Origin of the sequence: Buttiauxella sp. 3AFRM03 (assembly GCF_003675305.1) — a bacterium.
Taxonomy (GTDB): Bacteria; Pseudomonadota; Gammaproteobacteria; order Enterobacterales; family Enterobacteriaceae; genus Buttiauxella; species Buttiauxella ferragutiae.
Genome location: NZ_CP033076.1, coordinates 4,825,657 through 4,840,100, shown reverse-complemented (window position 1 = coordinate 4,840,100; position 14,444 = coordinate 4,825,657). Strand labels below are relative to the sequence as shown.

Sequence of the window (14,444 nt, the reverse complement as noted above, 5' to 3'; positions counted from 1 at the left end):
CTCTATTTTACTTAGATGCTGTGAAAGCATCGGAATAGAAATTATCTACAGATAGATTCTTTGCAATAAAGTCCTTTTTACTTGCATCGATCATCAAAGGTGATCCACAAGCATAAATATCGAAGGACTCAAGACTGTTAAAATCTTCCATTATTGCGCGATGAACAAAGCCTTTACGTCCGGCCCATGAATCATCACTACTTGAAACAACAGGAATAAAGTGCACATTATTAAATGTACTACTCCATTCTGATGGCAAATCCGAATAAAAATCTTTTGCTGTTGGCATACCCCAGTAGATATAGATTTCGCGTTTTGATTTATCCGCAAGCAATTGTTCAACCATAGCCTTTACGGGTGCAAATCCGGTGCCACCTGCAAGGAAAATAATAGGTCTTTCACTTGATCTGATAAAGAAAGTCCCACAAGGCCCTTCAAGACGCATAAGCGTATTTTCTTGAAGAGCATCAAATAGCAGACTGCTCATTTGGCCATTTGGAACATTGCGGATATGTAATTCAATGCCATCATTTTCATTTGCATTGGCAATCGAATAACTGCGCGTCACACCCTTAAATTGCAAGTTAATATATTGACCAGGTAGAAAGCCTGTTTTCGAAGTTGGCGGTGTGCGTAAAATTAATTTCAATACATCATGGGATGCCATCATTGCTGAACTGACTTTACATGGCACCACTCGTTTCACCTGCCCTGCTAACTCAGGGAAATAATGTGCATGCAACTCAAGACTGCTTCTCGGCTTACAGTTGCAGGTGAGTATACGATCCCCTTCACCATATAACTTACCTTCTGCATCGACAGCACTGCCGGCTAACAACTCAGACTCACAAACGCCGCAGTCGCCATTCTTGCAGCTGTGCTCAAGATGAATACCGGCGCTAAGCGCAGAGTCGAGAATTGATTCGTCATCCTTCCCGCTAAATTCAATGCTTGAAGGAAAAATTTTGATGATATGCGACACAATTGTTACTCGGGTAGAGAGATGGAATTAAGGGATGGGGCGATAGCATCCTTTGCAGACAATTCTGGAACACCTGACAATGGCCATTCAATGCCAATCGTTTCGTCATTCCATTGGATGCTACCTTCAGCTGACGGTGCGTAATAATTTGTCGCTTTGTAAAGAAACTCGGCAGTCTCACTTATCGTCAAAAAACCATGAGCAAATCCTTCAGGGATCCATAGCTGTCGCTTATTTTCTGCCGACAAATGAACACCAACCCAATGACTAAAAGTTGGCGATCCTTTGCGAATATCAACAGCGACATCAAATACTTCACCAGCTGTACATCGCACTAATTTACCTTGTGCGTGCTCATCTTTTTGAAAGTGCAGACCCCGTAGAACACCTTTACGCGATTTTGAGTGGTTATCCTGTACAAACTCAATCTGGCGGCCAATGGCTTCTTCAAATATTTTTTTGCTAAAACTCTCGAAAAAGAAACCTCGATCGTCACCAAAGACTTTCGGTTCAAAGATCATTACTTCTGGGATTGCTGTTTTAATGACATTCATATTAATGACCTTTAACCATTTTCAGCAGGTACTTACCATAGTCATTTTTTGATAATGGTTCCGCTAATTTTTTAACTTGTTCAGCATCGATAAAACCTTTACGGAAAGCAATCTCTTCAGGACAAGAGACTTTCAGGCCTTGACGCAGTTCAATGGTCTGAATAAAGTTACTTGCTTCAATTAAACTCTGATGTGTTCCAGTATCCAGCCAGGCATACCCACGACCCATCATCGCCACGGACATACGTCCCTGCTCCATGTAGATCCGGTTAATATCCGTAATTTCTAATTCACCACGAGGAGAAGGTTTCAGGCTTTTCGCCATTTCTACAACGCTATTATCGTAGAAATAAAGTCCCGTTACTGCATAATTGCTTTTTGGCTCAAGGGGCTTTTCTTCAAGAGAAATTGCCTTACCTTCTTTATCAAACTCAACCACACCGTAACGTTCTGGATCATGAACATGATAAGCAAATACCGTAGCACCTGACTCTTTGGCAACGGCATTTTCAAGTTGTTTCTGGAGATCATGTCCGTAGAAAATGTTATCGCCAAGTACTAATGCGCAATTGTCATTTCCAATAAATTCTTCACCGATGATAAAGGCTTGCGCCAAACCATCAGGACTTTCCTGAACTTTATATTGCAGATTTAGCCCCCACTGGGAACCATCACCAAGCAACTGCTCAAAGCGCGGAGTATCCTGAGGAGTGCTAATAATCAAAATATCGCGAATACCCGCCAGCATCAGTGTACTGAGTGGGTAGTAAATCATTGGTTTGTCATAAATAGGCAGCAGTTGTTTACTCACCGCCATGGTTACTGGATACAAACGGGTTCCAGAACCACCAGCAAGAATAATACCTTTACGTGAAGTCATTTTTAATATTCCGTTTAATGAAGCAGCTAGCTCTCAGGCAACTAATTAATTTTATTTATTGCGTATTCGAAGCAGCAAAGATTTCCGCTAGCATACGTTTAACGCCTGAATCCCAGGACGGTAGTGTTAAACCAAAGGTTTTTTGGAATTTGGTAGTGTCTAGACGTGAATTGTGAGGACGTTGCGCAGGTGTAGGGTATGCGCTTGTAGGAACCGGATTCGTTTTCATGACAGCTAATTCCAGACCCGCTGCTTTTGCTTCTGCAAATACCAGATTCGCATAATCAAACCAGGTCGTCGTACCAGAAGCCACCAGGTGATATAAGCCCGCAACTTCAGGGTTCACTATAGCCTTATTTATCGCATGAGCTGTGCAATCAGCCAATAACTCTGCGCCAGTCGGTGCACCAAATTGATCGTTAATAATAGAAAGCTCTTCACGCTCTTTAGCCAGTCGCAACATGGTTTTTGCGAAGTTATTACCTTTTCCAGCAAATACCCAACTGGTACGGAAAATTAAGTGTTTAGTGCAATTCTGTTGTACGGCAATTTCACCCGCGAGTTTTGTTTCACCGTAGGTGTTTAACGGTGCGGTCGCATCGGTCTCTATCCAGGGTTTGTCGCCATCGCCAGGGAAAACATAGTCCGTTGAATAATGAATCAGCCAGGCATTAATTTTTTCTGCTTCTTTTGCGATGGCTTCAACACTTGTGGCATTCAACAATTGGGCGAAATCACGTTCACTTTCGGCTTTATCAACTGCGGTATGGGCTGCAGCATTGACAATAACATCTGGTTTCACGCGACGAACCGTTTCTGCAACCCCTTCTGGGTTGCTAAAATCACCGCAATACTCAGTGGATTGAACATCGACTGCGATTATATTCCCGAGCGGTGCCAATGAGCGCTGTAACTCCCAACCAACCTGCCCTGTTTTACCAAATAATAAAATATTCATTTGCGCTCACCGTAATTCTGTTCAATCCAGGATTTATACGCGCCACTTTTAATATTTTCGACCCATTGCTGATTAGTTAAATACCAGTCAACCGTTTTACGAATCCCACTTTCGAAGGTCTCTTGTGGTTTCCAGTTCAAATCATGGCTGATTTTGCTGGCATCAATAGCATAACGGCGGTCATGGCCTGGACGGTCCGCAACATAGGTAATTTGTTCACGGTATGAAGTGTTTTTAGGAACCATTTCATCGAGCAGGTCACAAATAGTCAGTACCACATCGAGATTTTTCTTCTCATTGTGCCCACCGATATTATAAGTCTCGCCAAGCACACCTTGAGTCACAACCGTGTACAACGCACGCGCATGATCTTCGACATACAGCCAATCACGGATCTGATCGCCTTTGCCGTAGACAGGTAAGTTTTTGCCTTCGAGGGCGTTCAGGATTACCAACGGAATGAGTTTTTCCGGGAAGTGATATGGGCCGTAGTTATTTGAGCAGTTTGTTACGATGCAAGGCAAACCATAGGTACGCTGCCAGGCACGAACTAGATGATCGCTCGATGCTTTAGAAGCAGAATAAGGACTGCTTGGCGCATAAGAGGTTGTTTCGGTGAATAACGGAAGTTCTGCTCCTGCCGGGCATTCATCCGGGTGCGGTAAATCACCATAAACTTCATCGGTAGAAATATGATGGAAACGGAAATTGGTTTTCCGAGCATCACTCATTTGCGACCAGTATGCGCGAGCCGCTTCTAACAACGTATAAGTGCCAACAATATTGGTTTCGATAAATTCAGCAGGACCAGTGATAGAGCGATCAACATGGCTTTCAGCAGCCAAATGCATTACCGAATCCGGCTGGTGTTCGGCAAAAATTTTATCCAGAGTATTTCTGTCACAAATATCAGCCTGAACAAATGCGTAGCGATCATTAGTCGATACTTCAGCTAATGATTCTAAATTACCTGCATAGGTTAATTTATCGACGTTAACGACGCTGTCTTGAGTCTTATTTATAATATGACGAACGACCGCAGAGCCAATAAATCCGGCACCACCAGTAACAAGAATTTTCACGGGAAAGTCTCTCTATGATCTTGTAATAATTTTCTTCGATAAAAAATATCGGGCGTTTATTTTTAGTGTGGCTAAAGATGGTATGAGTAAAATTTAGCCCCAGGCATGCTACCGCCCCTGGCTCAACAGCTACCAGTGGACTGAACTTCTTCTCGTACTACCCGTTTCGCCAGGTAGCGACCTACATTTTGCAACACATTCGGATATTCAGGATGATGAATATTCGAATACGCAGCGGCAATTGTTATACCCAATTTTATCCAAAAAAAAGGCAGTCAGCCGCAGTAAAGTTACAAAATTGTAACTACACCGCCACTTTTGACTGCCGTTCTTTTCATCAGACACCTATCTTCATTGATTACAAAGCAATCAACGAGCTAACAATTTCTGAATGCTATCCCTGAACTTCTGGCCTTCTTTATGGTTACGCAGACCATACTGCACAAATGCCTGCATATAACCCATTTTCTTGCCACAGTCGTAGCTTTCGCCGGTCATCAACGCAGCTTCTACTGCTTGCTTTTTACTCAGTGCCGCAATGGCGTCGGTAAGCTGGATACGGCCCCAGGCACCCGGTTCGGTTTTCTCAAGTTCAGGCCAGATATCTGCAGATAAAACATAACGCCCTACCGCTGCAAGATCGGAATCCAGAGTCTGTGGCTGGTCAGGTTTTTCCACAAAATCAACAATGCGACCAATCTGCCCGTCGTTGCTCAGAGGTTCTTCAGTGGTGATCATCGAGTACTCAGACAAATCTACGTTCGGCATACGTTTTGCCAGAACCTGGCTACGCCCCGTTTCTCTGAAACGCTCGATAATTGCCGCCAAATTATAACGCAATGGGTCAGCGCTGGCACCATCGAGGATAACGTCAGGTAACACGACAACAAATGGGTTATCACCGATGATAGGGTGAGCACACAGAATGGAGTGACCAAGACCCAACGGTTGAGCCTGACGCACGTTCATAATGGTCACGCCCGGTGGGCAGATAGATTGAACTTCCGCGAGCAACTGGCGTTTAACACGCTGCTCAAGCAGAGCTTCAAGTTCGTATGAGGTGTCGAAATGGTTTTCCACGGCATTCTTTGAGGAATGCGTCACCAGCACGATTTCTTTGATACCAGCAGCCACAATTTCATCGACGATATATTGAATCATCGGCTTATCGACTATCGGTAGCATCTCTTTTGGAATCGCTTTTGTGGCAGGCAACATATGCATACCCAAGCCTGCTACCGGAATAACTGCTTTCAAATTAATCATATTCAAACCCACCTCAAAATGGTTCGGGGATTATAGTCTTTTCGTGCGCTGATGCCAGCATGAATTGATCCCCAAAAAATAGACCTTCATCTTAACGTTCTCAAGAAAGTACGCAAAACTAAAGTCTTGATTTAAGCCTTTCAAAAGCTCGGATAAATCGCAATCTGATTTGACAATCTACTTATTCACCGCTGGCAGCGAAAAATTCAATCCACTGGTGTTCACGTGTTGATGATCTACCCGGTCGATATCAACCGAACTACTGCCCTTCTCGTTCACCGCACGCACATTGGCAAGCGACAGCAACGTATCATCTTTGGCCATAAAGCGGCCACGCACGTCTTTACGCAAATCGAAGTTTAGTTTCAATGCTGGACCGGCTTCAGAATACTGCATCACATCGATGTTTCTCAGAAATAAGTGTTGCGGTTTGTTATGCAGTTCAAGCGTTGCCCGTTTCATCGCCACATTGGTAATCGCTACGAAAGATGTCGCATTGCCTGATGAAATTTGGATACCCCTACTTTTAAGCCGCATGTCCGTATTATCAAGCGTAATATCATTTAGTTTAAAATTTTGCGGAATAGACAAGTAGTTACCTTTAATTACCCCGTAACCAATCAGAAATCCCGCGCTGTTGACCATATCGACGTTATCAATAACGAAATTATCACAGCCATAAATAGCCACTGTCGCGTTATCGATGCCTGCATTCTTACTAAAAGTATGATTGATATTTCGAGCTTTAATATTGCGAATAACGAAGTGTTTACCGTTTTCAACGTGGACTAGCTGGCGGCAATTGCTACCCGTAATATTGGCAACAACAAAGTTTTTCACCGCCTGATCTTCCGGATATTCGTTGTCGTAGGTGCTGCCCGCCAGACCAATGCCAATCCCCCAATTGATCTTCCCATTGGTGCAATCAATGTTTTCAATCACATGGTCGGAGATAAGCAAATTGTGGTCGTTGATTGCCACATTCCATTCGATGGCGTCACCCTGCAATCGACTAAAATGGCCATTGGTGATCTTGACGTTTTCCATCCGGTTGTGGAAACCCTGCCGCAAAATGGCGTAGTTCGCATCGTGTACCGTAATGTTATCAATCACCAGGTTGCGCATGGTGCGCTGGTCTTTGCCGCCGATGTAGATTTGCGTCACTGGCACAAAGCCGCTCATATCAATGCCTTTGATGGTGCAGTCTGAACCCCGCACATCAAGGGTGATATTGTTAAACCGCCCGCCCTTCTCGCCCAAAATCTGGCAGCCGTCTTGCAGCACAAAACGCCCTTTGCCGTTGCCCTTCAAACCACCCGCAACCCGCAAGGTTTTCCCTTCCGGCATAAAAATCGCAGTGTTGATGTTATCGCAGACTATATCGGCGGGAACGCTGACAGTATCAGCCGTAGTAAAAGCTTGTTTGAAGGCGGCAATCCAGTCGCCGCTATAGAATTTTTGCACGCTGATTGCGCTGTTGCCCGCTGCCGCGAACACGCTACGTGGCAAGATGAATGGCACCGCGGCCAGCACGGAACTGGCTTTGAGTAACTGGCGGCGTGAGGAAGAGAAGGAAGTGTGGGGAGTTTTAGACTGTTTACGCATACGTCCTCATTACATACTTAACATCTGTAACTGGCGAGCTAAGTTCTGATAGATAACTTTTTGATTGAACTCTGTTTCAACTTTGTTACGAGCCAAACTCAGCATCGGTTTTAGCTCGCTTTCATCGATATTGCAGAAGTCCTGCAAGCTATCTGCCAGCGCTCCCGCATCGTTTTCTGGCACCAGCCAGCCAGAACGCCCCGAATCGATCAACTCCGGGATACCGCTGTGTACGGTAGAAAGCACCGGGATCCCGACCGCCATCGCTTCCATCAGCGCGACAGGGATCCCTTCCATATCGCCGTCTTCGCCCGTGACCGACGGCAGCAAGAATAAGTCGGCTTCATCGAGCATCGCTTTCACTTGGTGATTCGGCTTAAAGCCAGGCATAAACACCACATCGTCGAGCTGATACTGTTCGATAAGCGTGCGCAGGCGCGTTTCCCAGGGGCCGATACCAAGAATGTTGTAACGAAAGTTCACGCCGCGCTCTTTTAACAACAAGCAGGCGTCAATCGCCACATGCAGCCCTTTCTTCTCGGTCAGCCGTGCCACCGAGATAATCTCCAGCGTTTTAGCGGGAGCTTTCACGCGGCGCTGCGAGAAGCGCTCCATATCGACGCCCATGCGTGACACGCTAATTTTGTTGACTGGGCAGCCCATTTTTTGCAGACGCCCTGCCCACAAATTGCTGATTGGCAACATCAAGTCGCCACGGCTAAAGAGTTTTTGATATTCAGGGGTGTAATGCGCCAAAGCCTCACGACCAGAAATGTCGATGCCGTGGAAAACCGTGGCGATCTTGCCTTTCAGCAAGCCAAGTTCACGCAGTTTTGCCGCTGTCACACCCGCCGGGCCGAAGTGGGCAATAAAGACGTCAGCCTGCACAGATTGTGGGTTACGGCCACAAATCGAGGAGAGAATCAGATTACGAGCTTCATCGCCATAGCGTTTTGCATTGAGCGCGCGCCAGGTTCGTGGGCGCAGCGAACCGCGCAAAGTATTCAACACGCGGGATTGCAGTTTTGCGACCTTGCCCGCAGGCTCGTCCATCAGCCAGGTGGTTTTCTCGGCGAGCTGGTACTCTTTGAAAGCCGAATGGGTATGGGTCAAATCGCCCTTTTGAATGGCGACGATTTCCACTTCATAGCCCATATCAATGAACGCGACGATTTGGTTAAGCACGAAAGTCTCGGATGCCACCGGAAATTTGAGCAAGAAGAAGCCGACTTTCATTTCACCCCCTTCACGCGCGCCAGAACTGACTCCACCATGCGCAGGCCATCTTCACGTTCGGCACGCACGGCATGCGCGAGGCGTTCATTGATTGCCGGCAATTGCCCTAACACATCCGCTACCACGCTCTGTAAGGAACCATTCAACAACTGGCGGATTTCGATCGCCATTTCCGGCATGCCTAGCTGCTTCATAATGCCTGCGGATTTGTGTTCATAGTTGATGGCAATCGCTGGGGTGCCGAAGTTCATCGAAATAATGGCGGAATGCAGACGCGTGCCAACTGTCAGCTCACATTCACCGAGAATCTTGCCCATTTCCAGGTCATTAAGCTCATCCATGACGACGTGATATTGCTCGGGAGAGTTCACATACTGCCGCAGGTTAAGCGCCACCATGCGGTCATCCTTGTTGTAATTGTCGATACCGGTACAAGTCGAGAGCGCCAGTACCTGATAACCCTGGTCAATCACGCGATTCACCACCGAGGCGAATGCCTGCTCATAGGCTTGCTGCGTGGTGCCAAGACGTTTGTCAAAAGGTGCAAGTTCACGCAGCGTAATGGCGACCGTTTTCTTGCGTTTGATGGTATTGAGCCAGTGCTGCACCGCGTAGCTCGGCACAAAACTGTCATTGTGATGATCCACCAACCAGGCGGTATCGACGCCCTGCTCCACTTTGCTGCTATCGATGTTACTTTGGTTCATCAAATCCAGGCTGACGGTTTCGCGTAAAATCAGCGCCTCGGCATGGCCGAAAACATAGCTCGCCAGGTGGTTAAATTGCGGGTCCTGGAATGGTCCAACGCTGTGACCAATCATGTAGACCGGCTTTTTCGCCATAAAACTGCACAGCGCGTGTTCAAACTGCGAAACGCCATACAAATCGACAAAGAACGAACCACCGACCTGAATAATCGCGTCATACTTTTGCAGCGACTTAACGAAATCGATAAACCCTTGTGGGATAGAGATATTACGCAAGCGCCCGTTGTCAGTGGCTTTCGCCATCAACACCTGGTGCTGGTACTTACGGCGCAGGACTTTTTTCACGCGACCCATCAGCCCGACCGCGTTGTTATGTTGTTTCATCTGCTTATACAGACCGTCACCCAGCACCGGGCGACCCAATAGCCAGGCCGAACTCACTGGATAACGGCTCATGACATCGACCTGCACGCTGTCATCAATCGTGGTGATGGCATCAATCAATCCGCGCAGAATGGCGCTGTCACCGCGGTTGCCGCAAGTGTGGTTGCCAAGAATCAATAACTTCATATAGACCTCTTTTTCAAATGGGCGCCCTCACCCCAGCCCTCTCCCCCAGGAGAGGGAGGAGTCCGGCAGATCCCCTCTCCCTAAGGGAGAGGGTTAGAGTGAGGGTGAATGCGAATGAACTGGCGCTTCATCTCTACCACCAGCGCATTACGGGAGGCTGCCAGCATCACGATAAACGCCAGGACACCGGCTGCAATTTGCACGCTGACCAGCAGGCCGAGCGAAAGATGCCCTTTAAGGACGATGCCCAAAGCAGCGCTGACCACAACGGTTGGAATAGAGAGATAAAACGGCAGCCAGATGCTCTGAATGTACTGGCGATAACTGGAACCGAGCACTGGCTTAATCATCACGAAATAGCTCAGAACGGTGTTCACCACCTGCACAAACAGGAAGCCAAACGTCACGCCCAATGCGCCAGCGAGATGTCCACCGACAATAATCGCCGGGATGAACAGACAGGTTTTGAATACATTGAATTTAAAACTGATATCAACCCGCGCTTTAGCCATCAGCAGCGAGCCGATGGGGTTACCGATAGAACGCAGCAGCCCGACCACGCACAGCAGTTGCAGGATTGGCGTAATAAACTGCCATTTCTCACCAAACACCAGCGGCACAAAATTATTCGACACCACCAGCAGGCCGAGTAGTGCCGGGAAATTAATTATCCCGACAATCGACAGCAGTTTGTAGAAGTTGATGCGTAACTTGTCGGTATCGTCCTGGATCTTGGCAAAGGCCGGAAACAGCACGCGAGTGATAATCGGGTTCAGCTTCATCGGTGGCACCACCGCCACGTTGTAAGCGAGGTTGTAACCACCGGCGATGCTGGCACCAAGAATGCGCGCCAGCACCAGCGTGGAAAGATTGGTATTCACATAATTGATAATGCTGTCAGCAGTTAACCATGCACCAAACTTCAGATTGGAACTGACCGATTTCAGCGAGAAATACAGGCCAGGGCGATAGATTTTGCGGCCAAAGAAGCCAAACAATGCGGTACGTACCGTGGTGTTGACCAGGTAACCCATAATCGCGGTCATGGCAAACGGGTAAAACATCGCAGCGCCAACCGTCACACTAAAGCCGGCCATCACTGAAACGGTTTCAATCGAGCCAATCTTTGAAAACTCGAGTTCCTTTTGCATTAATGCGCGGAATTGTTGGCCGTGCGGGATGATGATAAATGCAAATGAAAGCGTCTTAATCAACGGGGCAAGTGCCGGGGTACGCAGCACCGAGGCGATAACATCGCTGAGTAAAAATACCGACGCGAACACGACTACGCCAAGGCCGACGTTTAGCCAGTACAGCGTCGTCAGCTCAAGATGGCTTATCTCCTTACGCTGGATAATTGAGTTGGCAATCCCAAAATCCGACAACGTATCCGCCAGCGCAATAATCACCAGCGATACCGTCAACAAACCAAATTCGTGGTTGTCGAAAATGCGTGCAAGCCAAGTCATCTGCACGAGGCCGAGGCTAATAATAATCACCGTGGCGATGGCAGACCATTTAGCACCGCTGATGGTTTTTTCTCTCAGGCTCATGGTGTTATCCGTTAATGTGTCGGGTGGATAAGCGCATGCGTCATCCACCATTTACGTCGTTAGTGTCGGATGACGCGAGGCTTATCCGACCTACAAAAGGTTTGTCATCTAATACGCAGCTTTGTTAACAAAGCCTTTGAAAATGGTCAGGAAGACAATTTTGATGTCAAACCACAGGCTCCATTCGCGGATGTATTCCAGGTCAAACTCCACGCGCTTTTCCATTTTTTCCAGCGTGTCGGTTTCGCCACGCCAGCCGTTGATTTGCGCCCAGCCGGTAATCCCCGGTTTCACTTTATGGCGCAGCATGTAGCCTTCAATTAGCGAGCGATATTGCTCGTTATGCGCCACCGCATGTGGACGCGGGCCGACAATCGACATCTCCCCCATCAGCACATTGATAAATTGCGGCAGTTCATCCAGAGAAGTACGGCGCAGGAAATTGCCAACTGGCGTCACACGTTTGTCGCCTTTGGTGGCCTGCGTGACCACGCTGTCGTTTTCCATCACCTTCATGGAGCGGAATTTCCAGACTTTGATCGGTTTACCGTCCATGCCGTAGCGTGTCTGGCGGAAGATAACTGGGCCAGGGGAGGTCAATTTCACCACCGCACTGATGCACAACAACACCGGCGAAATAAACAGCAGGATCATGGCAGACAGCACAATGTCTTCGAGGCGTTTCAGCACGCGGTTAATGCCGTTGAGCGGCGTATCAAATAGCGGAACCACGGGCACACCGTTAACTTCTTCAGTGCGAGCGTTCAGAATATTGAAGGTGAAAACATCGGGGATCAGCATCACTGAACAGGTGGTATCGGTTAGCTCACGCACCAGTGATTTAATGCGTACTTCTTCGCTCATCGCCATCGCGATGTAGATATTGTCGATACGTCCGGCGCGTGCTTGTTCCACTAAATCTGCGAAACAGCCCGCATAATCACCATGCGGAGATTCTGGTTGCTGGTCGTCATACACGCCCGTGACATCAAAGCCCAGCCACGGTTCGTTGCGGAAACTCTCGGCCAGCGTATAACCCACCGGGAGCGAACCGGCGATAGCAATACGCCGCGTGTTGTAGCCCATATTGCGCAACCAACCGGCACCCAGACGGATAAACGAACGGCACAGCATCATGCCGAAACTCGTCAGCACGTACCAGGCCAGGTAGACCCAGAAAGATCCGTCAAAGTCGGGATTAAACGCCAGTAATCCGGCGCTAAAGATCAGGCTCAACGTCCAGTTTTGCAGCAGCAACATCAGCTCGCTGGTGATCCTCACCCCACGCCATGAACGGTAAAAGTCGGTCATTCCGCCAATCATCTGGAAAACTACCAGAGCCAGGAGCGCCATCAGTAAGTGCATGTACAAAAACGGTAACCCGTTGACCTGACACACCACCCACAACCCAACAAACATAATGGTGATGTCAGAAAAACGTTGCACCATAGAGATCAACGATGCGTTGGTTTTTGGTAGCTCGCGCTTTTTTAGGTTTGTCATCGTTTTACCTTTATTAAAATTCCCCCTCACCCCGCCCCTCTCCCCCAGAAGAGGGAACAAAGAACATCCTCTCTCCTGGGGGAGAGGGCTAGGGTGAGGGCGACCTATGCCTGGTCAGATCACTGATTCAACAGTTCCATAATTTCCTGCGTTCGTGCCTGCATCAGCTGCTCATTGCGCTTAGATTCCACATTCAGGCGCACCACCGGCTCGGTATTTGAACTCCGCAGGTTAAAGCGCCAGTCAGCAAACGCCATGCTCACGCCATCGGTGTGGTCCACTTCTTCAGCGTGTGGCGCAAAGTGCTGCTGCACCCGTGCAATCGCAACTTTCGGGTCGGCCAGTTTGCTGTTGATTTCCCCGCTCGCCGGCCACGCTGCCATGCGGTCACACACCAGTTCGCCCAGAGTTTTGCCCTTCAGACACAACAGTTCTGTCACCAACAGCCACGGGATCATCCCGCTGTCGCAGTAGGCAAAATCACGGAAATAGTGATGGGCGCTCATCTCACCGCCGTAAATCGCATCTTCCTGGCGCATCCGCTCTTTGATAAACGCATGACCAGTTTTCGACATCACCGGTGTGCCACCTGCGCGCTCCACGATATCGACCGTGTTCCACGACAGGCGCGGGTCATGAATGATTTTTGCCCCCGGCTGTTTTTCGAGGAACGCCGCCGCCAGCAGGCCAACGATGTAATAGCCCTCGATAAACTGCCCTTTCTCGTCGAACAGGAAGCAGCGGTCGAAATCACCGTCAAAGGCAATGCCCATATCCGCGCCGTGTTCAATCACCGCGTTGCGGGTGTCGTCGCGGCACTCGGGCAGTAACGGGTTCGGGATACCGTTCGGGAAATTGCCGTCAGGCTGGTTGTGCACTTTGATAAACGTCAGCGGCACATTAAGTCGCTTAAAACGCGCTTCGATGGCATCGACAATCGGGCCTGCCGCGCCGTTACCGGAGTTAATCACCAGCTTCAGCGGTTTGATATTGGCCACATCGATGTACGAGAACAGGTGGTCGATATACGCCTCAACCACCGAAATCTTCTGGTAGCTGCCGCGCGCAGCCGTATCTACCGGCGGGAAGTCGTTGGCTTCCGCCAGACGCTGCACATCACGCAGGCCGGTATCGCCGCTGATCGGGCGCGCCCCTTCGCGTACCAGTTTCATGCCGTTGTAGTCCATCGGGTTATGGCTGGCGGTCACTTCGATGCCGCCGTCCACGTCCAGATGCCAGGTGGCAAAATAGATCTCTTCGGTGCCCGACAGTCCGATATCCAGCACATCGACGCCCGCGTCCTGCAACCCTTTCGCCAGCGCCAGTTTCAGCCGCTCACTGGTCAGGCGCACGTCGCCACCCAGCACGATGGTTTTCGGCTTCAGGTACTCGCCATACGCGCGGCCGATACGTTCAGCAATGTCTTCGTTCAACTCTTCGCCCAGGCGACCACGAATGTCGTAGGCTTTAAAACAGGTCAGTTTCTGTGTCATTTTCGCTCCCTGGAGCAACAGATTTCGTAGGTCGGATAAGCGCAACGTCATCCGA

At 48.8% G+C, this 14,444-nt stretch carries 12 protein-coding genes; all 12 read right to left on the bottom strand.

Translation table 11 applies throughout. The features are described from left to right. Positions 1–7 precede the first annotated feature (7 nt). The gene (locus D8682_RS24025; protein ID WP_121815314.1) at positions 8–982 is read right to left on the bottom strand and encodes an FAD-binding oxidoreductase; all 975 of its coding nucleotides are present in this window, start codon (positions 980–982) and stop codon (positions 8–10) included. 5 nt (positions 983–987) lie between these two features. Continuing rightward, positions 988–1,536, bottom strand: a complete 549-nt coding sequence (gene rfbC / locus D8682_RS24020) for a dTDP-4-dehydrorhamnose 3,5-epimerase (protein WP_121815313.1) — start codon at positions 1,534–1,536, stop codon at positions 988–990. A 1-nt stretch (position 1,537) separates the two neighbouring features. Next, the gene (gene rfbA, locus D8682_RS24015) at positions 1,538–2,416 is read right to left on the bottom strand and encodes a glucose-1-phosphate thymidylyltransferase RfbA (protein ID WP_121815312.1); all 879 of its coding nucleotides are present in this window, start codon (positions 2,414–2,416) and stop codon (positions 1,538–1,540) included. Positions 2,417–2,471: 55 nt separating this feature from the next. Next, the gene (rfbD, locus tag D8682_RS24010; RefSeq protein WP_121815311.1) at positions 2,472–3,374 is read right to left on the bottom strand and encodes a dTDP-4-dehydrorhamnose reductase; all 903 of its coding nucleotides are present in this window, start codon (positions 3,372–3,374) and stop codon (positions 2,472–2,474) included. Next, positions 3,371–4,456: a dTDP-glucose 4,6-dehydratase gene (gene rfbB, locus D8682_RS24005; protein WP_121815310.1), complete on the bottom strand. Its 1,086-nt coding sequence runs from the start codon at positions 4,454–4,456 to the stop codon at positions 3,371–3,373. The genes rfbD and rfbB overlap by 4 nt, the downstream gene beginning before the upstream one ends. A gap of 369 nt (positions 4,457–4,825) precedes the next feature. Continuing rightward, positions 4,826–5,722 (bottom strand): UTP--glucose-1-phosphate uridylyltransferase GalF, encoded by an 897-nt coding sequence (gene galF, locus D8682_RS24000; RefSeq protein ID WP_121815309.1) that lies wholly within the window; start codon positions 5,720–5,722, stop codon positions 4,826–4,828. A gap of 177 nt (positions 5,723–5,899) precedes the next feature. Continuing rightward, entirely contained in the window at positions 5,900–7,327 is a 1,428-nt protein-coding gene (gene wcaM / locus D8682_RS23995; protein ID WP_121815308.1) for a colanic acid biosynthesis protein WcaM, read from the bottom strand. A 9-nt stretch (positions 7,328–7,336) separates the two neighbouring features. Then, positions 7,337–8,563 carry a colanic acid biosynthesis glycosyltransferase WcaL gene (gene wcaL, locus D8682_RS23990; protein WP_121815307.1) on the bottom strand — a complete coding sequence of 409 codons (1,227 nt, stop codon included), beginning with the start codon at positions 8,561–8,563 and terminating at the stop codon, positions 7,337–7,339. After that, positions 8,560–9,840, bottom strand: coding sequence for a colanic acid biosynthesis pyruvyl transferase WcaK (wcaK, locus tag D8682_RS23985; RefSeq protein ID WP_121815306.1), 1,281 nt, complete (start codon positions 9,838–9,840; stop codon positions 8,560–8,562). The genes wcaL and wcaK overlap by 4 nt, the downstream gene beginning before the upstream one ends. An 80-nt stretch (positions 9,841–9,920) precedes the next feature. Then, a complete protein-coding gene (locus D8682_RS23980; RefSeq protein WP_121815305.1) occupies positions 9,921–11,393 on the bottom strand; it encodes an MOP flippase family protein in 1,473 nt (490 codons plus the stop codon). Between the two features lie 108 nt (positions 11,394–11,501). Next, complete coding sequence (gene wcaJ / locus D8682_RS23975; RefSeq protein ID WP_121815304.1) at positions 11,502–12,896, bottom strand: undecaprenyl-phosphate glucose phosphotransferase; 1,395 nt, start codon at positions 12,894–12,896, stop codon at positions 11,502–11,504. Between the two features lie 119 nt (positions 12,897–13,015). Continuing rightward, a complete protein-coding gene (gene cpsG, locus D8682_RS23970) occupies positions 13,016–14,389 on the bottom strand; it encodes a phosphomannomutase CpsG (RefSeq protein WP_121815303.1) in 1,374 nt (457 codons plus the stop codon). Positions 14,390–14,444 lie beyond the last annotated feature (55 nt).

What these genes read in the sequence shown, in the direction of transcription:
- D8682_RS23980 (WP_121815305.1), bottom strand. Translation starts at nt 11,393, where the DNA reads ATGAGCCTGAGAGAAAAAACCATCAGCGGTGCTAAATGGTCTGCCATC.
- wcaK (WP_121815306.1), bottom strand. Translation starts at nt 9,840, where the DNA reads ATGAAGTTATTGATTCTTGGCAACCACACTTGCGGCAACCGCGGTGAC.
- rfbC (WP_121815313.1), bottom strand. Translation starts at nt 1,536, where the DNA reads ATGAATGTCATTAAAACAGCAATCCCAGAAGTAATGATCTTTGAACCG.
- cpsG (WP_121815303.1), bottom strand. Translation starts at nt 14,389, where the DNA reads ATGACACAGAAACTGACCTGTTTTAAAGCCTACGACATTCGTGGTCGC.
- wcaM (WP_121815308.1), bottom strand. Translation starts at nt 7,327, where the DNA reads ATGCGTAAACAGTCTAAAACTCCCCACACTTCCTTCTCTTCCTCACGC.
- rfbD (WP_121815311.1), bottom strand. Translation starts at nt 3,374, where the DNA reads ATGAATATTTTATTATTTGGTAAAACAGGGCAGGTTGGTTGGGAGTTA.
- galF (WP_121815309.1), bottom strand. Translation starts at nt 5,722, where the DNA reads ATGATTAATTTGAAAGCAGTTATTCCGGTAGCAGGCTTGGGTATGCAT.
- rfbA (WP_121815312.1), bottom strand. Translation starts at nt 2,416, where the DNA reads ATGACTTCACGTAAAGGTATTATTCTTGCTGGTGGTTCTGGAACCCGT.
- wcaL (WP_121815307.1), bottom strand. Translation starts at nt 8,563, where the DNA reads ATGAAAGTCGGCTTCTTCTTGCTCAAATTTCCGGTGGCATCCGAGACT.
- wcaJ (WP_121815304.1), bottom strand. Translation starts at nt 12,896, where the DNA reads ATGACAAACCTAAAAAAGCGCGAGCTACCAAAAACCAACGCATCGTTG.